The 19,727-nt window shown below is 59.9% G+C and carries 16 protein-coding genes and 1 pseudogene; 16 read left to right on the forward strand and 1 reads right to left on the reverse strand.

What is annotated here, in order from left to right; genetic code table 11:
- Positions 1 to 140 precede the first annotated feature (140 nt).
- A complete protein-coding gene (locus tag ABUK73_RS04635; protein WP_353576241.1) occupies positions 141 to 1,388 on the forward strand; it encodes a phage major capsid protein in 1,248 nt (415 codons plus the stop codon).
- A 184-nt stretch (positions 1,389 to 1,572) separates the two neighbouring features.
- Here the strand turns inward: ABUK73_RS04635 and ABUK73_RS04640 are convergent.
- Positions 1,573 to 2,579 (reverse strand): annotated as a pseudogene (locus tag ABUK73_RS04640) (IS5 family transposase).
- A 323-nt stretch (positions 2,580 to 2,902) separates the two neighbouring features.
- Between ABUK73_RS04640 and ABUK73_RS04645 the strand changes: the two are divergent.
- The 15 genes from ABUK73_RS04645 to ABUK73_RS04715 all read left to right on the forward strand — a co-directional run bounded on the left by ABUK73_RS04645 (position 2,903) and on the right by ABUK73_RS04715 (position 19,669).
- Entirely contained in the window at positions 2,903 to 3,172 is a 270-nt protein-coding gene (locus ABUK73_RS04645; protein ID WP_113090047.1) for a hypothetical protein, read from the forward strand.
- A gap of 90 nt (positions 3,173 to 3,262) precedes the next feature.
- Positions 3,263 to 3,934: a response regulator transcription factor gene (locus ABUK73_RS04650; protein WP_045231270.1), complete on the forward strand. Its 672-nt coding sequence runs from the start codon at positions 3,263 to 3,265 to the stop codon at positions 3,932 to 3,934.
- Positions 3,924 to 5,324: a HAMP domain-containing sensor histidine kinase gene (locus ABUK73_RS04655; protein ID WP_353576242.1), complete on the forward strand. Its 1,401-nt coding sequence runs from the start codon at positions 3,924 to 3,926 to the stop codon at positions 5,322 to 5,324. The genes ABUK73_RS04650 and ABUK73_RS04655 overlap by 11 nt, the downstream gene beginning before the upstream one ends.
- A 108-nt stretch (positions 5,325 to 5,432) precedes the next feature.
- The gene (locus ABUK73_RS04660; protein ID WP_113090053.1) at positions 5,433 to 5,861 is read left to right on the forward strand and encodes a hypothetical protein; all 429 of its coding nucleotides are present in this window, start codon (positions 5,433 to 5,435) and stop codon (positions 5,859 to 5,861) included.
- Between the two features lie 177 nt (positions 5,862 to 6,038).
- The gene (ccmI, locus tag ABUK73_RS04665; protein WP_353576243.1) at positions 6,039 to 7,181 is read left to right on the forward strand and encodes a c-type cytochrome biogenesis protein CcmI; all 1,143 of its coding nucleotides are present in this window, start codon (positions 6,039 to 6,041) and stop codon (positions 7,179 to 7,181) included.
- Complete coding sequence (ccmE, locus tag ABUK73_RS04670; RefSeq protein ID WP_353576244.1) at positions 7,178 to 7,657, forward strand: cytochrome c maturation protein CcmE; 480 nt, start codon at positions 7,178 to 7,180, stop codon at positions 7,655 to 7,657. Before ccmI ends, ccmE begins: the two co-directional genes overlap by 4 nt.
- On the forward strand, positions 7,654 to 9,648 hold the full coding sequence (locus ABUK73_RS04675; protein ID WP_353576245.1) for a heme lyase CcmF/NrfE family subunit: 1,995 nt from the start codon (positions 7,654 to 7,656) through the stop codon (positions 9,646 to 9,648). Before ccmE ends, ABUK73_RS04675 begins: the two co-directional genes overlap by 4 nt.
- Positions 9,649 to 9,803: 155 nt before the next feature.
- Positions 9,804 to 10,253 carry a cytochrome c-type biogenesis protein gene (locus tag ABUK73_RS04680; RefSeq protein WP_353576462.1) on the forward strand — a complete coding sequence of 150 codons (450 nt, stop codon included), beginning with the start codon at positions 9,804 to 9,806 and terminating at the stop codon, positions 10,251 to 10,253.
- 434 nt (positions 10,254 to 10,687) lie between these two features.
- On the forward strand, positions 10,688 to 12,253 hold the full coding sequence (locus tag ABUK73_RS04685; RefSeq protein WP_353576246.1) for a Do family serine endopeptidase: 1,566 nt from the start codon (positions 10,688 to 10,690) through the stop codon (positions 12,251 to 12,253).
- A gap of 83 nt (positions 12,254 to 12,336) precedes the next feature.
- Positions 12,337 to 13,095 (forward strand): response regulator transcription factor, encoded by a 759-nt coding sequence (locus ABUK73_RS04690; protein WP_082453638.1) that lies wholly within the window; start codon positions 12,337 to 12,339, stop codon positions 13,093 to 13,095.
- Positions 13,096 to 13,104: 9 nt separating this feature from the next.
- Positions 13,105 to 14,514 carry a sensor histidine kinase gene (locus tag ABUK73_RS04695; protein WP_353576247.1) on the forward strand — a complete coding sequence of 470 codons (1,410 nt, stop codon included), beginning with the start codon at positions 13,105 to 13,107 and terminating at the stop codon, positions 14,512 to 14,514.
- Between the two features lie 37 nt (positions 14,515 to 14,551).
- The gene (locus ABUK73_RS04700; RefSeq protein ID WP_454892324.1) at positions 14,552 to 17,551 is read left to right on the forward strand and encodes a bifunctional [glutamine synthetase] adenylyltransferase/[glutamine synthetase]-adenylyl-L-tyrosine phosphorylase; all 3,000 of its coding nucleotides are present in this window, start codon (positions 14,552 to 14,554) and stop codon (positions 17,549 to 17,551) included.
- 14 nt (positions 17,552 to 17,565) lie between these two features.
- Positions 17,566 to 17,994 (forward strand): hypothetical protein, encoded by a 429-nt coding sequence (locus ABUK73_RS04705; RefSeq protein ID WP_353576249.1) that lies wholly within the window; start codon positions 17,566 to 17,568, stop codon positions 17,992 to 17,994.
- Complete coding sequence (locus tag ABUK73_RS04710) at positions 17,991 to 18,389, forward strand: VOC family protein (protein ID WP_353576250.1); 399 nt, start codon at positions 17,991 to 17,993, stop codon at positions 18,387 to 18,389. The genes ABUK73_RS04705 and ABUK73_RS04710 overlap by 4 nt, the downstream gene beginning before the upstream one ends.
- Positions 18,390 to 18,550: 161 nt before the next feature.
- Positions 18,551 to 19,669, forward strand: coding sequence for a metallophosphoesterase (locus ABUK73_RS04715; RefSeq protein WP_353576251.1), 1,119 nt, complete (start codon positions 18,551 to 18,553; stop codon positions 19,667 to 19,669).
- Positions 19,670 to 19,727 lie beyond the last annotated feature (58 nt).

The following is a 19,727-nucleotide window of genomic DNA, read 5'->3' on the forward strand; positions in this document are numbered from 1 at the left end:
CCAGTTTGGCGCGTCTGCGCCAAGGAAGAGTCTTTTGCGTTGCAGACGCAACGCTGCTGGGCCCCGGATCAAGTCCGGGGTGACGGCGGTTGGGTGAGCCGTCGCCTTTCATCTTTTACCAATCAACAGAGGAAAACCACATGACGGAACAGACAGTTGCACCGCAGATCAAGGCCGTGCCGGATACGATGACGGCGGCGTTTGATGATTTTATGGAGGCGTTCGAGGCGTTTCGCGAGACCAATGACGAGCGGCTGGGCGATATCGAGCGCAAGATGAGCGCAGATGTGCTGACCCGCGAAAAGCTCGACCGTATCGACAAGGCGCTTGATGACAACAAGAAGGCGATGGACGAGCTTTCGCTGAAAAAGGCGTGGCCTGCGCTGGGGCGCAAGGGGGCGGCCAATGCGGAGACGGAAGAGCATAAGGCGGCGTTCGAGGCCTATATTCGCCGAGGTGACGAGGGTGCGCTGCGCGATCTGGAGGCCAAGGCGTTTTCTGGCAGCGCTGGCGCGGATGGCGGGTATCTGCTGCCCAACGAGACCGATAGCGATATTGGCAGGCGCATGGCAGTAGTGTCTCCGATGCGTGCGCTGGCCACCGTGCGGCAGGTTTCTGGTGCCGTGCTGAAAAAGCCGTTCGCGCCGAGCGGCATGGCCACCGGCTGGGTGTCTGAGACGGCGGCCCGGCCGCAGACCAACACGCCGCAGCTTTCCGAGCTGACCTTCCCGACCATGGAGCTGTACGCCATGCCGGCGGCGACGCAGGGGCTGCTGGACGATGCGGCTGTCGATATCGAGGCTTGGATCGCCTCTGAAGTGGACGTGGCCTTTGCTGAGCAGGAGGGCACGGCCTTCATTTCCGGCGATGGCGTGAACAAGCCGAAGGGGTTTCTGGCCTATGACACGGTTGCGAATTCGGCCTGGGAGTGGGGCAAGATCGGCTATGTTGCAACGGGTGCTGCGGGCGCGTTCGCCTCTTCCGGGCCGCTGGATGTGCTGATCGACACGGTCTATGCGCTGAAAGCCGGGCACCGCCAGAATGGCAACTTCCTGATGAACCGCAAGACGCAGTCGACCTTGCGCCGGGCGAAGGACAATACCGGCAACTATCTGTGGCAACCGCCAGCCTCTGCGGGCCAGGCCGCGCTGTTGATGGGCTTTCCGGTGGCGGAGGCCGAGGATATGCCGGATGTCGCGGCAGGCAGCACGGCGATTGCGTTTGGTGATTTCCGTGCCGGTTATCTGGTGGTGGACCGCACGGGTATTCGCATTCTGCGTGATCCGTATTCGGCCAAGCCTTATGTGCTTTTTTACACGACTAAGCGTGTTGGGGGTGGGGTGCAGAATTTCGAGGCGGTGAAGCTGGTGAAGTTTGCGGCGAGTTGATGGGTGATGAAGTATGACGGCGCGGCGGGTTACCTCTCCCCTTGTGGGCCTGTTGCAAAACGCATCGCTTACGTCACTTGATGCCAACAAAGCCGTCTCTTCTGCCCACCCTCCCTCTGGACGGTGGCTTAAGAGGGCTTTCTGCCAGGGATGGGTGGATGACGGGCGCAGTTTGCCCTTGGGTTTATGCGCTCAGCGTCACCCAGCGGCGCAATTGAAGGCCATGGCAGCAAGCAGAACCTGAGCGGAAGCCTTGGCAAGGCCGACATAACGGATCACGCTCAACCCCATGCACCGCTTGAGGGTGGCAAAGGTTGTCTCGACGGCGGCGCGATATCGTGACACCACCCGATTGAAGCGGCGCGCGGCGGGTTTGAGAACCGGATGATGTTTGTTGGGTCGCCGCATCAGGCCGCAGCCTATGCCACGCTCCCACAACTCCCGTTCCCGTTGATGGGTGTGATAGGCGCTGTCGTCCAGAACCCGCGCCTCGTCTCCTACAATCAGCCCGTCGGCAGGCACGGTGTCGTTGATATTGGCCGGTGTGGTGATGACGCGCCGGATCAGGCCCGAACCTTCATCGACACCGACATGGGCCTTGTAGCCATAATGCGAACCCTGTCGTCCCTGGCGACGCGTAAACGCCGCATCGGGATCGCGAGGGCCGCGCGTTTGGGGGACATCGCTGGCAAGGCCATCATTCGAACCTGCATCCCGCTCACGTGGCGGGCGGGCCGCATGCGTTTCGATGACGGTGGCATCCAGCATCGTGCCACGCCGCAGGATCAGGCCAGCGGTATCCAGTTGCTTGTCGAGTTCGGTAAATACTTTGTCCAGCAGCTTCAGTTCCACCAGCCGGTTGCGAAAGCGGCACAGCGTCGTGTGGTCTGGAACCGCTTCATCCAGACCAAGCCCGCAAAAACGCCGGAAGGACAGGCGGTCATAGATCGCCTCTTCCAGTTCCGCATCCGAAAGCCCGTAAAGCTGTTGCAGCATCAGAGCTTTAAACATGAGAATGACCGGATAGGCAGGTCGACCACCATTCTCGCCTGCACGCTCCATGGGTCGTAGCACCTTCGCAAACCGATACCACTTCACAACCGACGACAGCTTGCCCAGCCGATCCGGCCCGCCACGCACCGTGACCAGAGCATCTGCAAAGCTGAGCTGAGAACCGCTTTTGCCTGTCATCCCGCAACCCCCATCAATCGTTCAATGAGATGAATCATATTCGGTGGGTTTTGCAACAGGCCCTCAAGGGGGAGATCGACTCGCGAGTAGGTCTCTGCCATCTCTGATGCTGCGGATTGAGTGGGGAGCAAGCGCCCAGTCTATCTCCCCACCTGTGGGGGAGATGCCGGCCGGCAGAGGGAGGTGAGCCACACGCTACCGTTCACCTTGCGCTCAACTCCACGACAGCCCACATTCATTTGCCATTCAGACGCTTTGCGATACATATTCGGCCAAGAATTCATTTCGACGTGCATCCAGTTTTTCTGTGGAAGTTTTGTGCAATGGCATCACCCCTCATCATCGCGACGCTCGCAGCCGGTCTTTCCGGTTTTCCTGCGCCGCAGGCTGATTTGCAGGTGAAAGCCGTGGATGGCCGGATCATTCAGGTGGCCAGCGATTGCTCATCCGCCGTGTCGCGCGTGGTGCGGGAAACCGGCGGGCAGCTTCTTTCCGTTTACCCGACCAATGACGGGCAGTCCTGCGTCGTGACCGTGCTGGTGCAGGGCAACGGCGAGCGCCCGCGCAAGGTGACGATGCGTGTGCCGATGTAGAGCGTCGCAATCCCGAAAAATCTGATGTAGAGATGATTTGGATTAGTCGGCGCTTCGATCGGCGACGGATGGAATGAAAAGGGACTGATGATGCGCATTCTCGTGGTCGAGGACGATACCAACCTCAATCGACAGCTGACCGACGCGCTGAAAGAAGCGGGTTATGTCGTCGATCAGGCCTTTGATGGCGAAGAGGGGCATTATCTCGGCGATACCGAGCCCTATGACGCGATCGTGCTGGATATCGGCCTTCCGCAGATGGACGGGATTACCGTTGTCGAGAAATGGCGTGCCAGCGGCAAGTCCATGCCGGTTCTGATCCTGACCGCCCGCGACCGTTGGAGCGACAAGGTGGCCGGGATCGATGCCGGTGCCGACGACTATGTGACCAAGCCTTTCCATGTGGAAGAAGTGCTGGCGCGCGTGCGCGCGCTGATCCGCCGTGCGGCGGGCCATGCCTCATCCGAAATCGTCTGTGGCCCGGTGCGGCTGGATACGAAATCCTCCAAGGCGACCGTCAACGGTGTGACGCTGAAGCTGACCTCGCATGAGTTCCGTCTTCTGTCCTACCTCATGCACCACATGGGCGAGGTGGTGTCCCGTACCGAGCTGGTCGAGCATATGTACGATCAGGATTTCGACCGCGATTCCAACACGATAGAGGTGTTCGTTGGCCGCCTGCGCAAGAAGCTGGGCGTCGATCTGATCGAGACCATCCGCGGTCTCGGCTACCGGATGCAAGCACCCGCAGATGCGAAGTAACTCACTCACCGCCCGCGTTCTGCTGCTGGCCTCGGCATGGTCGATGCTGGCACTGGTGGTGATCGCGGTGGTGATTTCCACGCTCTACAGGCAGGGCGTGGAGCGCAGCTTTACCGATCTGCTGCGCGCTCAGCTTTATAACGTCATCAATTCCATTACCGTTTCCAACGAAAACACGCTGGCCGGAAGCCCGCAGCTTGGCGATCTCAGGTTTTCGCAGCCTGATACCGGCTGGTACTGGGTGGTGGAACCGCTGGGTAATTTCCAGACCGCACCGCTGGTTTCTTCCTCGCTCGGCGTATCGACCCTGCCGGTGCCGGGCATTCTGGATGTGCCCTTCGACAATCGCTACGAGCGTTATTACGTGGTGACCGATGAGGCCGGAAACCGCGTGCAGGTGGCCGAAACGGAAGTGGTTCTGGACGGCGAGGGCCGGGCGGCGCGCTTTCGCGTAACCGGCAATCTCAACGTCGTGGAAGACGATGTGCGCGATTTTTCCAACAGTCTTTATCTGGCGCTGGCGGTCTTTGGTGTCGGCAGTTTGGTCGTGAATGGTCTGGCCATTCTCTACAGTCTTCGGCCGTTGGACCATGCGCGTGTGGCGCTGGGCAAGATTCGTGGTGGCGAGGCGGAGCGGCTGGAGGGCGAATTTCCGAGGGAAATCCAGCCCTTGGCGACGGAGATCAATGCGCTGATCGAAAGCAACCGGCGACTGGTGGAGCGGGCGCGCATGCAGGTGGGCAATCTGGCGCATTCGCTGAAAACGCCTATTGCCGTTCTGCTGAACGAGGCGCGCACGCTGGACAGCCACCATGGCGATCTGGTGCGGGGGCAGGTGGATGCGATGCAGGCGCAGGTGCAATCCTATCTTTCCCGCGCCCGTATTGCCGCACAGCGCGGCTCCATTCTGGCGCGTGCGGAGGCCGAACCGGCGCTGGAGCGGCTGGTGCGGGTGATGCGCCGCCTGAACCCGGACAAGACATTCGAGCTGGACATGCAGCAGCCGGGCACTGTGCTGGCCATGGAGCAGCAGGATCTGGAAGAGGCCGTGGGCAATCTTCTGGAAAATGCGGCGCGCTTTGCCGAGACAAAAGTGGTGATCACCGTCACGCCCGGTTCGCACACCTCTTCCGACCCGGATGTGATCCGCAGGTCCTGGGTGACGCTGCTGGTGGAAGATGACGGGCCGGGGCTGGAGCCGGAGCAGATTACCGAGGCGATGAAGCGCGGCAGGCGTCTGGATGAAAGCCGCCCGGGAACGGGGCTTGGACTTTCCATAGTCAGCGAGGTGGTTTCCGAGTACCACGGTACCTTTGCCATGTCGCGCAGCCCGCTTGGTGGGCTGAAAGCGGAATTGCTGCTGCCGGGGCTTTCGAAAGAGCTTGCATGACGGCCAAAAACTGGCAAGACATTTCATGATGAATGACGGCGCCAGGATGGCGCGTTGATAAGGAGTGTATTCTTGGTTGATGTGACAGGCAAAGCCGGATTTGCCGGAATGAACTCCCATTTTATGCGCCCTGCCGTGTTTTCGCTGATCTGCCTTTCGGTTCTCAGCTCCTGCACAACATCCAACACCCGCAACACGGGTGGCGGACTTCTGAGCCGTGGTGGCGCATCTGCCACACCTTATATTTCGGCACTTCAGGGCGGCATTGTGGGCAGAAGCGGCTTGCAGATGGACCGCAGCGACTTCAACAAGGCGCTGGAAGCGGAATATCAGGCGCTGGAAACCGCACCCGGCGGGCAGGCCGTGACATGGGGCAGCGGCGATACGCGCGGCGAAGTTGTTGCCAATGCGCCCTATCAGGTCGGCAACCAGAATTGCCGCCAATATACCCATGATCTGACTGTCGATGGCAAGCAGGCGAAGGTGCGCGGCGCGGCCTGTCGCAATGCGAACGGCACATGGACGCCGCTGACGTGACGCCTGCTTGACGTATGTCAAGGTAAGCGCAAGGCTTGTCGTTCAAAGCTTGATCATTGGGTTTGTTCTGCCGCAGTCGACGCGAAAGCGTGAGCGGATGCGGCATACTGGCTCAAATTCACGTCATCCCGCAGCGGCTTATTTCAAAGCGGTGCGCATTCGAGTAATTGAAACGGCATGTTCTGGATTATCATCGCCCTGTTGACGGCGGCAGTCGCCATCGTTCTGACCTATCCGCTGATGCGCAGCAAAGGCGTATCCGACACGCGCCGTGAGGGCGAGGTGGCGGTTTATCGCGACCAGCTGGCGGAGTTGCAGCGGGAGCGCCAAAGCGGGTTGATCGGCGAGACGGAGGCGGAATATGCCCGTGCCGAAATCGGGCGGCGGCTTCTGGCGGCAGCATCCGGCAAGGCGCAGGAGAGTTCCAAAGCCGCGCCGCGCAGCCACAATGCGCTGGCCAGCATCGTGACGATATTGCTGCCTCTGACGGGGCTCTGTCTTTACTTGTATATGGGTAGTCCGGGCATGCCGGACATGCCGCTGGCCGCGCGACTGGAAAAGCCCGGCAATGACATGAACCTGCTGATTGCCAAGGCTGAGCGTCACTTGGCGCAGAACCCCGATGACGGTGCCGGGTGGGACGTGCTGGCCCCGATCTATTTCAAGACCATGCGTCTGGGCGATGCCGAAATGGCTTATCGCAATGCCATTCGTCTTCAGGGCGAGAATGCGCCACGTCTGACGGGGCTTGCCGAAACGCTGATTGCGGCCAATCAGGGCATCGTCATCGAGGATGCCCGATCTGCCCTTGAAGATGCGGAAAAGATGAGCCCCGGCAACCCGCGGGCACGCTTTTATCTGGCGCTTTCTCTGGAGCAGGCGGGCAAGACGGATGAGGCACGCGACGCCTTTGCCGCGCTGCTGAAGGATTCGCCCGAGGGGGCACCATGGATACCGCTGTTGCAGGCGCATCTGCAAAACACCGGCGGTGCCGACATTGCTGCCGCACCGAAGGCGCAGGCGCCGGGTGGCCCGAGCGCCGAAGACGTGGCTGCGGCGAGCAACATGTCGGCGGAAGATCGGCAGGCGATGGTGGCGGGCATGGTTGAAAGTCTGGACGCGCGGCTGAAGGAAAACCCTGACAATTTCGAGGGCTGGATGCGGCTGGTGCGATCCTACGCCATGTTGAAGAATGACGAGAAGGCAAGGCAGGCTCTGGCAGATGGTCTGAAAGCCTTTCCGCCAGCCGGTGAGCAGGGCAAGCAGTTGCTGGCGCTGGCGCAACAGCTGGGCGTGGATGCGAAAGGGATGACGCAATGACCCGCAAGCAAAAAAGACTGGCGATTATCGGCGGCGGTGTCAGCTTCATCATGATCGCGGCCTTTCTGGTGATGTTCGCCTTCGGCCAGTCCATTGCCTATTTCTACATGCCCGGTGATCTGGAAAAGACCAGCGTGGCCCCCGGAACGCGTATCCGCCTTGGCGGGCTGGTTGCCGAAGGTTCGGTCAAGCGCGGCGAAGGTCGCACGGTAAGCTTTGCGGTGACGGATGGTGGTGCCAGCGTGCCGGTCAGCTATACCGGCATTCTGCCGGACCTGTTTCGCGAGGGACAAGGTGTGGTGACAGAAGGCACCTTCGATGCCGCAACCCATGCTTTCGTGGCCGACAGTGTGCTGGCCAAGCATGACGAAAACTACATGCCGAAGGAAGTTGCCGACCGCCTGAAAGACAAGGGCTTGTGGCAGCAGGATGGAACGGCGCCAACGGGTGCGGTAAAGACCGGAGCGACGCAATGATTACCGAAATCGGCCATTATGCTCTGGTTCTGGCGCTTGGCGTGGCGTTGGTCGTTTCCGTGCTGCCAGCCATTGGTGCAAGGCGGGGCGACAAGGCGTTGATGGACATTGCGCCCATCGGTTCGGTTCTGTTGTTTCTTTTGGTGGGCATCGCTTTTGCATCGCTGACGCATGCCTATGCGGTCTCAGATTTCTCGCTGAAGAATGTCTATGAGAACTCGCATTCCCTGATGCCGATGCTCTACAAGCTGACCGGCGTGTGGGGCAACCATGAGGGATCGATGCTGCTGTGGCTGCTGATCCTCGTGCTGTTCAGTGCGATGGTGGCGGTCTATGGACGCAATTTGCCCGATACGCTGCGGGCCAATGTGCTGGCCGTGCAGGCTTGGGTGACGACGGCGTTTCTGCTGTTCATTCTGCTGACCTCCAATCCGTTTGCGCGGCTTTCGCCGGTGCCGGCGGAGGGGCAGGACTTGAACCCGATTCTTCAGGATTTCGGTCTCGCCATCCACCCGCCGCTGCTCTATCTCGGTTATGTCGGCTTCTCCGTCTGTTTCTCATTTGCTGTTGCGGCGCTGATGGAAGGGCGCATCGACGCCGCATGGGCGCGCTGGGTAAGGCCGTGGACCTTGGCTGCTTGGACTTTTCTGACGGCGGGTATTTCGATGGGCTCCTACTGGGCCTATTACGAACTCGGCTGGGGCGGCTGGTGGTTCTGGGACCCGGTGGAAAATGCTTCCTTCATGCCATGGCTGGCCGGAACCGCGCTGCTGCATTCGGCGCTGGTGATGGAAAAGCGTGAGGCGCTGAAAATCTGGACCGTGCTGCTGGCGATCATGACCTTTTCGCTATCGCTGCTGGGCACCTTCCTTGTGCGCTCCGGCGTGTTGACCTCGGTCCATGCCTTCGCGACCGACCCGAGCCGTGGTATCTTCATCCTGTGCATTCTGATGATCTTCATTGGCGGTGCGTTTTCTCTGTTTGCCTGGCGTGCGCCGATGCTGAAGGCCGGTGGGTTGTTTGCGCCGATTTCGCGCGAGGGTGCGCTGGTTCTCAACAACCTCATCCTGACTGTTTCCACAGCGACTGTGCTGATCGGCACGCTCTATCCGCTGGTGCTGGAAACGCTGACCGGCGAGAAGATTTCCGTCGGTGCGCCCTTCTTCAACCTGACCTTTGGGCTGTTGATGATCCCTATTCTGATCGTGACGCCTTTCGGGCCGATGATGGCGTGGAAACGCGGCGATCTGCTTGGCGCATTTCAGCGGTTGTATGTGGCGGCAGCGTTGGCCGGGTTAGCGGGTCTGGCGCTGTGGTATATCGAGAATGGCGGGCCGGTGCTGGCTGCGCTGGGCATCGTTGCCGGTTTCTGGCTGATCTTCGGGGCGCTGGCCGATCTGTGGTACCGCGCCAATTTCGGCAAGCTGGCTTTTGGTATTGCGCTGCGGAGACTGAGAGGTCTGCCGCGCTCCACCTTCGGGACGGCGCTGGCGCATATGGGCCTTGGCGTAACCGTGCTGGGCATCGTCATCGTGACGACCTTCGAGACGGAAACCGTGGTCGAGATGAAGCAGGGCATGACCGTGGATGCGGGCGGCTACAGCCTGACCTTTGACGGCATTCGCCACCATGTGGGCCCGAACTATACCGAGGATCGCGGCCATTTCACCGCGCGCAACGGCGGGGCAGAGGTGGCAGATGTGTGGTCATCGAAGCGGCTCTATACGGCGCGGCGCATGCCGACGACGGAAGCGGGCATCATGACCTTCGGGCTTTCGCAGCTTTACGTGTCGCTAGGTGACCCGATGGACGATGGCGGCATGGTGGTTCGCATCTGGTGGAAGCCGTTCATTCTGTGCATCTGGGGCGGTACGGTATTCATGATGATTGGTGGGCTGGTCTCGCTCTCCGACCGCCGTTTGCGAGTGGGTGCGCCGACGCGCAAGGCCAAGGCTGTGAAGGTTGGACCCGTGCCGGAGCCTGCGGAATGATGAGCAAGAACCCCTCCCCAACCCCTCCCCACAAGGGGGAGGGGCTTAAACCGGCCTCACGCTTTTCGTTTTCATTGGGCCGCGTGTTTGCCGCGTGGTTTCTCCCCCCTTGTGGGGGAGATGGCCGGCAGGCCAGAGGGGGCCTTTTCCGCCACCTGCGAACTATCGCCCTGTTTCTCACCCTCCTATTCACGTCACTCCCCGCCTTCGCCTTCAACCCCGACGAAGTTCTCTCTGACCCGGCGCTGGAGGCCCGCGCGCGGGCGTTGACCGTGCAGTTACGCTGCATGGTGTGCCAGAACCAGTCGATCGATGACAGCAATGCCGAGCTGGCGCGGGATCTACGCGTGTTGGTGCGTGAGCGGTTGACGCAGGGCGATAGCGACGAGGCGGTGATCAATTATGTCGTGTCCCGCTACGGCGAATTCGTGCTGCTGAAGCCGCGCTTTAGTGCGCGGACCATTGCGCTGTGGGGTGCGCCGGTTGTGCTAATTTTGATTGGGGCGACGGCGATTTTTGTTTTTGCGCGGCGGCGCGTGGCGGTGCCTGAGGGGCAGAAGCTGACGGTGGATGAAGAGGCGCGGATTCGGGATTTGTTGGGGTAGGGGGGGGTGGCCTAGCGCCCTACCGTTTATGGTGGTGCGTGTGGCTTACCCCCCTCTGCCCTGCCGGGCATCTCCCCCTCAGGTGGGGAGATCGACTCGTGGATAGCTCTCGGCCATCTTGAACGATGCGGATTGATTGAGGAGCGTGTGGCTTTCCGATCTCCCCCCTTGAGGGGGAGATGTCCGGCAGGACAGAGGGGGGTGAGCCACAGACGCTGCTCTAATTTGTTGCGTCAGGTTAAAATAAAGAAACGCAAACCATTCCAATAATTTAACTCTCCCACAAACCCCTCTCTCCCGCAAATGCCCGAACATTACGGATTTTTCACGCGCCAGACACTTCGCTGTAAGGTGAAGCCTCCTATATCTTCATCATCCACCGCTTCCCCGGTCACGCCGGGCTCCAGTCTGAATGAAGAAAGAAGGTAAGTTCCATGTCTAATTCGCAAAACGGACGTCCCTCGTTGAAGACCATCCTCAAGTCTTCCGCTGTTGGAGGCCTCGCAGCACTGATGCTGACGACCGGTGTGGCAGGGCCCATCATGCATTCTTTTGCAGCGCCGGTTGAAGTGACCGCGCCGCAGGTGCCGAGCTTCGCCAATGTGGTCGATGCGGTTTCGCCAGCGGTTGTTTCGGTGCGCGTACAGTCGAATGTGCAGCCTGCTTCCGACGACAACAGCAATTTCTCTTTTAACTTTGGCGGTCGCGGTCTCGACCAACTGCCCGATGACCACCCGCTGAAGCGTTTCTTCAAAGAATTTGGCGGCCCTGGTGCCGGTGAAGGCGACAAGCGCGCTGACCGTGGCCCGAAGGCCCATCGTGATGGCAAGGGCCCGCTGCGCCCTGTTGCGCAGGGTTCCGGCTTCTTTATCTCCGAAGACGGATATCTGGTCACCAACAATCACGTCGTCGATGATGGTTCGGCCTACACCGTGGTCATGAATGACGGCACTGAATATGATGCCAAGCTGGTTGGCCGCGATGCGCGCACCGATCTAGCCGTGTTGAAAGTGGATGTGAACCGCAAGTTCACCTATGTCCAGTTTGCCGACGACAGCAAAATTCGCATTGGTGACTGGGTCGTGGCCGTGGGTAACCCATTTGGTCTTGGCGGCACCGTGACGTCGGGTATCATTTCGGCACGCGGTCGTGACATCGGTTCCGGTCCGTATGACGATTACCTCCAGATCGACGCCGCTGTGAACCGCGGTAACTCTGGTGGTCCTGCCTTCAATCTCAATGGTGAGGTGGTTGGCATCAACACCGCCATCTTCTCTCCATCCGGCGGCAGCGTGGGCATTGCCTTCGCCATCCCCGCATCCGTTGCCAAGGACGTGGTGCAGGATCTGATCAAGGACGGTAAGGTCGAGCGCGGCTGGTTGGGCGTGCAAATCCAGCCTGTAAGCAAGGACATTGCCGAATCGCTCGGTCTTTCCGAGGCTAAGGGTGCGCTTGTGGTTGCACCGCAGGCCGGTTCGCCCGGTGACAAGGCCGGTATCAAGCAGGGTGACATCATCACTGCGCTGAATGGCGATACGATCAAGGACGCTCGCGATCTTTCGCGCCGCATCGGTGCACTTGCGCCGAACACCAAGGTCGAGCTTTCGCTGTGGCGCGGTGGCAAGTCCCAGCCTGTGACCGTAACGTTGGGCGACCTTGCAAGTGACGACGCATCCAAGGCAACGGCGACCCAGAACGACAGCAAGAGCGCTCAGCCGTCCAGCGATAAGGTACTGTCCAGCCTTGGCTTGACGGTTGCCCCTTCGGATGACGGTGCAGGTCTTGCGATCACCGATGTCGATCCCGACTCCGATGCTGCGGCCCGCGGCCTGAAGACCGGCGAAAAGATCACCACCGTCAACAACCAGCAGGTTGCTTCCGCCGGTGACGTCGAGAAAATCCTCGAGCAGGCCAAGAAGGACGGTCGTTCCAAGGCTCTGTTCCAGATCCAGACGGAAGATGGCAGCCGCTTCATCGCGCTGGATATCGACCAGGGTTGATCGTTCAGCGGGGCGGGAGAGGGATTGCCTCTTCCGCCCCGCTTTGCCGTTATCAGACACCGCAACGTGTTCGGAGAAACTCCATGGAAAACAAGGCACAGGAATCGTTTCCCGCATCTGTTTCCGGTTGTGCGGTTGATACAGACAACGCTATTGTCCCGCACATGAAGATTCTTGTTATCGAAGATGATCTGGAAGCTGCGGCCTATATGACCAAGGCGTTCCGGGAAGCGGGCATTGTGGCTGATCACGCCAGCGATGGCGAGAGCGGCTTGTTCATGGGCGTTGAAAATGCCTATGACGTGATGGTCATCGACCGCATGCTGCCACGCCGCGACGGGCTATCCGTTATCAGCGAACTGCGCCGCCGTGGTATCGAGACGCCGGTGCTGATCCTCTCTGCACTGGGCCAAGTGGACGACCGCGTGACGGGTCTGCGCGCCGGTGGCGATGATTATCTACCAAAACCCTATGCGTTCAGCGAGCTTCTCGCTCGTATCGAGGTGCTGGGCCGCCGCAAGGGCAAGCCAGAGCAGGATATGATTTACCGAGTTGGTGATCTGGAACTGGACCGGCTTTCCCATGACGTCAAACGTAATGGCAAGGAGATACTCCTTCAGCCGCGCGAGTTTCGTCTGCTGGAATATTTGATGAAGAATGCGGGCCAGGTGGTGACGCGCACCATGCTGCTGGAAAATGTTTGGGACTATCATTTCGATCCGCAGACCAACGTCATTGACGTGCATGTGTCGCGCCTTCGCTCGAAGATCGAGAAGGATTTCGACAAGCCGCTGCTGAAGACCATTCGTGGCGCTGGCTATATGATGAAGGACGAGGGGTAACGCCGCCTCATGATCCGTCTTCGTCTTCTGTTCAGCTCGACGGCGGTGCGCCTTTCGGCGCTGTATATCCTCCTTTTCGCGCTCTGTGCCGCCTTCCTCGTTTTCTATGTGACCGCTCTCTCCGAAGGGCTGCTGAACCAGCAGACGCGCGATGCCGTGCAGCAGGAAGTGAACGACGTTCAGCGCGTCTATAATCGCGGCGGCATCAACCCGCTCTTGCGGATGATGGAGCGCCGCGCCCGCCAGCCGGGAGCGAGTCTTTATGTGATTGCCGGGCCGAATGGGGAAATTCTGGCGGGCAATGTCGCTTCCGTGCAGCCCGGTGTGTTCGACAGCGAAGGCTGGACCGAGTTTCCCTTCGGCTACGAGCGCTATTCTGAAAGCGGCGATAGCGTGAAGCATCTGGCCACGGCTAATATCTTCCGCCTCGACAATGGCTTGCGCATTCTGGTCGGCCGCGACCTGGGCGAGCCGACGAAGTTCCGCTTGCTGGTGCGCAATGCGCTGATGGTGGCACTGGCCATCATGGGCAGCGGCGCGGTTCTCATCTGGTTTGCCATCGGCCGCAATGCCTTGAAACGCATCGACCGCATGTCGGATGCGACGAAGAAGATCATGGCGGGCGATCTTTCGCAGCGCCTGCCGCAGGGCCGCTCCGGCGATGAGTTCGACCGTTTGTCGGGTTCGCTGAACGCCATGCTGGGGCGCATCGAGAAGCTGAACGAGGGTCTACGGCAGGTTTCCGACAATATCGCCCACGACCTCAAGACGCCGCTGACGCGTCTGCGCAACAAGGCAACCGAGGCGCTGGAAGACAGGGATGATGCCAAGCGCCGGGCGGCGCTGGAAGGGATTATTGCCGAATCCGACCAGCTGATCCGCACCTTCAATGCTCTGCTGATGATTTCTCGTGTGGAGGCGGGTTCTATTGCCGCCGAGATGAGCGATGTGGATGTGTCGGCAATTGCCGAGGACAGCGCCGAGCTCTACGAGCCTGTGGCCGACGAGGAAGGCTTGACGCTGACGGCGGATATTGCGCCGGGGCTGATCGTGCAGGGCAACCGCGAACTGATCGGCCAGGCGCTGACCAACCTTATCGACAACGCCATCAAATATGCCGGTGGGCATGAGGGCAAGAAGGCTCTGGCCGTGCGGCTGACGCGGCAGGACAACACCATCGTTCTGTCCGTTGCGGATAATGGCCCCGGTGTACCAGAAGCCAAGCGCGACGAGGTGATCAAGCGTTTCGTGCGGCTGGATGAAAGCCGCTCCAAGCCCGGAACGGGTCTGGGCCTCTCGCTTGTCGAGGCGGTGATGGAGCTGCATGGCGGTTCGCTGCGGCTTTCCGACACCGATCCTGACAATGCCGAGGCACCCGGCCTGACTGTTTCGATGGTTTTTCCTGTTTCCACACCGTAAGGTCGTACCCAAAAACAATGAAGCCGATTCCGTGAGGATGGCATTCAGCGTGCAAGGGAGAGAGACAGTGCAAAAAGCCGCAACCGTCGAAAGACGGCTGGACGATGTGCAGCCGGGTGTGATCCGCCACTATACGCAGACGGAGCTGAAATCCGTTCTTTCCACCCTCAAGGATATTGGCAAAAGCGAGCCGGATGTTGCAGCGCTTCTGGCGAGCGACAGGCCGCTCAAGGACTTTGTGGCGCAGGCGTTATCGCTGTCACCTTATCTGCGGGATGCGGCGGTGGCGGATGAGGGGTTGCTGACGCTGGCGATTTTAGGGCCGCTGGATGCAACGCTGGCGCGGCTAGTCGAAGACGCCCGCAATTGCTGGCGGCCGGAGGGCGAGGGCGTTGTGCCAAGCGAAGCCGAGGTGATGACGCGGCTGCGTGTTGCCAAAAGAAGGCTCTCCTTCATTTCCGCTTTGGCCGATCTGGCGCGCATTTTCGTGGCGCGGGACACGACCCATTGGCTGAGCGATATGGCCGATGCGAGTCTCGCCGCAGCCATAGACCATCTGCTTTTGGCCAACCACCACAGCGGCAAGCTGACACTGAAGAATGTCGATGCGCCGAGTGAAGGCTCGGGCCTGATCGTGCTGGGCATGGGCAAGCTGGGTGCGCAGGAACTGAACTATTCCTCCGATATCGACGCCGTCGTGTTCTTCGAACCGTCTTCCGGCATCGTGCCGGACCCGCTGGATGCGTTGGAAGTCTTTGGACGCATGATGCGCCGTCTGATCCGTATCATGCAGGAGCGCACAGCCGATGGTTATGTGTTCCGAACAGACCTTCGGCTGCGCCCCGACCCCGGCTCGACGCCGCTGGCCATACCCGTCGAGGCGGCGCTGACCTATTACGAGGGCAGGGGGCAGAACTGGGAGCGCGCGGCCTACATCAAGGCAAGGCCGGTGGCGGGGGATATTAAGGCGGGCGAAAACTTCCTGCGCGAACTGACGCCCTTCGTGTTTCGCAAATATCTGGATTATGCGGCGATTGCCGATATCCATTCCATCAAGCGGCAAATCCATGCGCATAAGGGCCACGGCGCGATTGCGGTGAAGGGGCACAATGTCAAACTCGGTCGCGGCGGTATTCGCGAGATCGAGTTCTTTGCGCAGACGCAGCAGCTGATTGCAGGCGGGCGGATGGCACCGCTGCGGGTGCGCTCGACGCAGGAAGCGCTGGCGGCGCTGACGGAGGCGAAGTGGATCGACGCCAGTACCCGTGACAAGCTGACGGACGCGTACTGGTTTCTGCGCGAGGTGGAACACCGCATTCAGATGGTGCGCGATGAGCAGACGCATATTCTGCCCGATACAGAAACGGAGCTGAAGCGCATCGCCTTCATGCTGGGCTTTGCCGATACCAAGGCGTTTTCCGAAAAACTGGAAGATGTGTTGCGGCTGGTCGAGCGGAAATATTCGGCGCTGTTCGAGCAGGAAACCAAGCTGTCAGGCGAAAGCGGCAATCTGGTCTTTACCGGTCAGAAGGATGATCCGGATACGCTGAAGACACTGGCGCGGCTGGGTTTCGAGCGGCCCGAATCCATGTCCGGCGTTATCCGTACTTGGCACAATGGCCGCTACCGCGCCACGCAATCCGTCGAGGCGCGGGAGAGACTGACGGAACTGACGCCGGATTTGCTCAAGGCTTTCGGTGAAAGCAAGCGGGCCGATGAGGCGCTGTTGCGGTTCGATAATTTTCTCTCTGGCCTGCCTGCCGGTATTCAACTGTTTTCGCTGCTGGGCAACAATCCGGCACTGCTGTCTCTGCTGGTGACGATCATGTCATCTGCGCCGCGACTGGCGGAAATTATCGCTGCGCGCCCGCATGTGTTCGACGGCATGCTGGACCCGGCGCTGATGACGGAAATTCCGACGCGGGAATATCTTGGCCAGCGCATGCGGGGTTTTCTGGCACCGGCCCGGCACTATGAAGACATTCTCGACCGCCTGCGTATCTTCGCCGCAGAACAACGATTTCTGATCGGCGTACGCTTGCTGACGGGAGCCATCCGGGGCGAGGTGGCGGCGCGTGCCTTTACCTATCTTGCCGACCTCGTGATCGAAGCCGCGGTCAATGCTGTCATGGCTGAGATGGAGGCGTCGCATGGCACCTATCCGGGTGGTCGCGTTGCCGTGGTCGGCATGGGTAAGCTGGGCTCGTTTGAACTGACGGCGGGCTCCGATGTCGATCTGATTTTGCTATACGATTACGACGATGCGGCCTCCGAATCCGATGGGGCGAAGCCGCTGGATGCCGTCAGATATTTCACTCGTATCACGCAGAGGCTGATCTCGGCTCTTTCGGCGCCAACGGCGGAAGGCGTTCTTTATGAGGTGGACATGCGGCTGCGCCCCTCCGGCAACAAGGGGCCGGTGGCGACGCGTATCTCCACCTTCGAAAAGTACCAGCGTGAAGAGGCCTGGACGTGGGAACATCTGGCGCTGTCGCGCGCGCGGCTGATCTGTGGCGATGCCTCGCTGATCGAGGATGCAGAACGGATCATTGCATCCGTCCTCTCGCAGAAGCGGGATGTGGCGAAGATTGCAGGCGATGTGGCCGAGATGCGAAAGCTGATTGGTGAGGAAAAGCCGCCTGCCAATATCTGGGATTTCAAGCTGATCCCCGGCGGGCTGGTCGATCTGGAATTCATCGCGCAATATCTGACACTGGTCGCGCCCGCAAAGGGTCTGCCGCCGCATGTGGCAGGGGAAAGCACGGCGGATGTGTGGAAGCGCGTTGCGGCAGACGCGATGGAGTTGCAGACCTATGACGACTGCATGGTCGCGCTTAATCTCTTCACCGAACTTTCCCAGATCATCCGCCTGTGTATCGACAGCGATTTCGAACCGAAGGAGGCCCCCGCTGGCCTCATCGATCTCGTGTGCCGGGCGGGCGATTGCCCGGATATCAGCACACTGGAGGGTGAAGTGAAGCGCTTGTCGAAAACCGTGCGGAAGGCGTTTTCTTCGGTGGTGAAGGATAGCGGCTGAGCAGGGAGTGACATATGAAAACCGACTGGAACTTGGTCCGGGATATGCTCAATGCAGCAATCGATACGTGTGAGAGGATCGACGCGGCGGGATATAAGGAAAGCGACCGGGATGCTGTCATAGACGTGAACGGCCAGGCTGTCAGCGTTCAGGATTTTCTCGCAAGCGCCTGGACTGCATCGGAAAATCTTCGCTACAAGATTATTCGCAGCCGACACGAAAATGATGTCGATCTGGCCTATGTTCCAGAGACGGCTCGTATTCTGGTTGCAATGGCGCAGGCTGCTGCGGAGACGATCGGTGCTGGCGAAAAGGAACCACCAGCGGCGGATGACATTCGCAAACTGGTTTCGTGGTTTCATTACCACGCTGCCCCAGGCATCGAACGCGCCATCGACACGAGACGACACCAAGGTTCAGACAGGACGGAGACAGGCGAATGATTGGATACACCATGGTTGGTACGACGGATCTGGACCGCGCGGTGCGGTTTTATGATCCGGTGTTTGCCGAGATGGGGCTGAAGCAGTGCTACAAGGACGAACAGGTCGCGTTCTGGGGTGACAAGACGGACACGAACGCGCCGCGTTTTGCCACGGGTTATCCCTTCAATGGCGATAAGGCTGGCGTTGGCAATGGAACGATGACGGCTTTTCTGATCGAGGATTCGGCCCGGATCGACAGGCTGCATGGCCATGCCATGGCGAATGGTGGATCGGATGAGGGTGCGCCGGGCCTGCGTCCCGATTACGGTGAAGGGTTTTACGCGGCCTATGTTCGCGACCCCGACGGCAACAAGATTGCCTTTGTTTGCTATGATGTGAACAAGAAAGGCTGAGGGCGGCCAGAAATAACGGCACTCACAGGTTGGCGCGCGTCTGCGGCTGACCTACATCCGCATTCATGTTTCCAAGGGAAGCACGGATCAATCCATCGTCTCGTGGATTGATCCGGTGGTGCGCGGCGTGCGTAGACAAGATCAAACACAAAGGCATATTCATGTTTCATCTCATATTCGGCATTCCCTGGCTGGTCGTTGTCGTCAGATTTCTCCAGCCACTGCCTTGGCTATGGTCTGTCAAAGCGGGAATTGCCCTGATCTTGCTGGTCGCTTCGCAATATCATTTGTTCAATCGGCTCTCCTCCGGCTCGGTCTTTTCGCCGGAGTTTCCTCGGTCGCTTATCATCACCTTCAATGTGCTGATGGGCACGATTCTGCTGCTGGCGCTGTTTCAAATCGCGCTCGACGTGGTCTCGGTCATTCTGATCCCGTTCAAGGGGCATTTTCCGGCAGTGCCGGTGGGCGTGCGATATGCGATGGGGCTGGCAGCGCTGGGATTGTCGTCCTTTGCCGTCTCCCAAGCGATCCGCGTGCCGCCCCTGAAGGATATCGAGGTCACCATTCCGGGGCTGCCGCAGGCGTTCGATGGCTATCAGATGGTGCAGTTGACTGACCTACATATCAGCCGCCTGTTTCCCGAATTCTGGGCAAAGGCAGTGGTGGATAAAACCAATGCACTGAATGCCGATGTCATCGTGATCACCGGCGATCTGATCGATGGCAGCGTCGAGGCGCGCACGGCAGACATTGCGCCGCTGGCCAATCTGAAAGCCCGCGACGGCGTGTTCACCATTCCGGGCAATCACGAATATTTCTTCGGCTATGAAGAGTGGATGAAATATTATCAGGGCCGGAACATGACGACGCTGGCCAACAGCCACACCGTTATCGACAGAAGCGGCGAAAAGCTCGTGATCGCTGGTGTGACCGATCTTTCATCCACCAGAACTGGTTTTCCGGCGCCGGATGTCGCGGCTGCAATCAATGGAGCGCCGCAGCAGGCGCCGATCATTCTGCTCGATCACCAGCCGATGCAGGCGGAGCGCAATGCGCAGCAGGGCATAGCCTTGCAGCTTTCCGGCCATACACATGGCGGCATGGTGTGGGGTCTCGACCGGCTCGTCGCGCGCGCCAATCAGGGCTTCGTGTCCGGCTTCTATACGGTTGGTGGCATGCAGCTTTACGTGAACAACGGCACGGCGCTCTGGCCGGGCTTTGCGCTGCGACTGGGTATTCCGTCAGAGCTGACGCGCTTCACGCTTCGGCGAGGGTCTTGAACTTTCTCTCGTCGGGGCGCAGCGTCTCGATGAGGGTGACGACCTTGGTTTCCATGAA

The organism is Agrobacterium vacciniicorymbosi (assembly GCF_040427045.1).
In the GTDB taxonomy this organism is placed as follows: domain Bacteria; phylum Pseudomonadota; class Alphaproteobacteria; order Rhizobiales; family Rhizobiaceae; genus Agrobacterium.

What these genes read in the sequence shown, in the direction of transcription:
- ABUK73_RS04635 (WP_353576241.1), top strand. Translation starts at nt 141, where the DNA reads ATGACGGAACAGACAGTTGCACCGCAGATCAAGGCCGTGCCGGATACG.
- ABUK73_RS04645 (WP_113090047.1), top strand. Translation starts at nt 2,903, where the DNA reads ATGGCATCACCCCTCATCATCGCGACGCTCGCAGCCGGTCTTTCCGGT.
- ABUK73_RS04650 (WP_045231270.1), top strand. Translation starts at nt 3,263, where the DNA reads ATGCGCATTCTCGTGGTCGAGGACGATACCAACCTCAATCGACAGCTG.
- ABUK73_RS04655 (WP_353576242.1), top strand. Translation starts at nt 3,924, where the DNA reads ATGCGAAGTAACTCACTCACCGCCCGCGTTCTGCTGCTGGCCTCGGCA.
- ABUK73_RS04660 (WP_113090053.1), top strand. Translation starts at nt 5,433, where the DNA reads ATGAACTCCCATTTTATGCGCCCTGCCGTGTTTTCGCTGATCTGCCTT.
- ccmI (WP_353576243.1), top strand. Translation starts at nt 6,039, where the DNA reads ATGTTCTGGATTATCATCGCCCTGTTGACGGCGGCAGTCGCCATCGTT.
- ccmE (WP_353576244.1), top strand. Translation starts at nt 7,178, where the DNA reads ATGACCCGCAAGCAAAAAAGACTGGCGATTATCGGCGGCGGTGTCAGC.
- ABUK73_RS04675 (WP_353576245.1), top strand. Translation starts at nt 7,654, where the DNA reads ATGATTACCGAAATCGGCCATTATGCTCTGGTTCTGGCGCTTGGCGTG.
- ABUK73_RS04685 (WP_353576246.1), top strand. Translation starts at nt 10,688, where the DNA reads ATGTCTAATTCGCAAAACGGACGTCCCTCGTTGAAGACCATCCTCAAG.
- ABUK73_RS04690 (WP_082453638.1), top strand. Translation starts at nt 12,337, where the DNA reads ATGGAAAACAAGGCACAGGAATCGTTTCCCGCATCTGTTTCCGGTTGT.
- ABUK73_RS04695 (WP_353576247.1), top strand. Translation starts at nt 13,105, where the DNA reads ATGATCCGTCTTCGTCTTCTGTTCAGCTCGACGGCGGTGCGCCTTTCG.
- ABUK73_RS04700 (WP_454892324.1), top strand. Translation starts at nt 14,552, where the DNA reads ATGGCATTCAGCGTGCAAGGGAGAGAGACAGTGCAAAAAGCCGCAACC.
- ABUK73_RS04705 (WP_353576249.1), top strand. Translation starts at nt 17,566, where the DNA reads ATGAAAACCGACTGGAACTTGGTCCGGGATATGCTCAATGCAGCAATC.
- ABUK73_RS04710 (WP_353576250.1), top strand. Translation starts at nt 17,991, where the DNA reads ATGATTGGATACACCATGGTTGGTACGACGGATCTGGACCGCGCGGTG.
- ABUK73_RS04715 (WP_353576251.1), top strand. Translation starts at nt 18,551, where the DNA reads ATGTTTCATCTCATATTCGGCATTCCCTGGCTGGTCGTTGTCGTCAGA.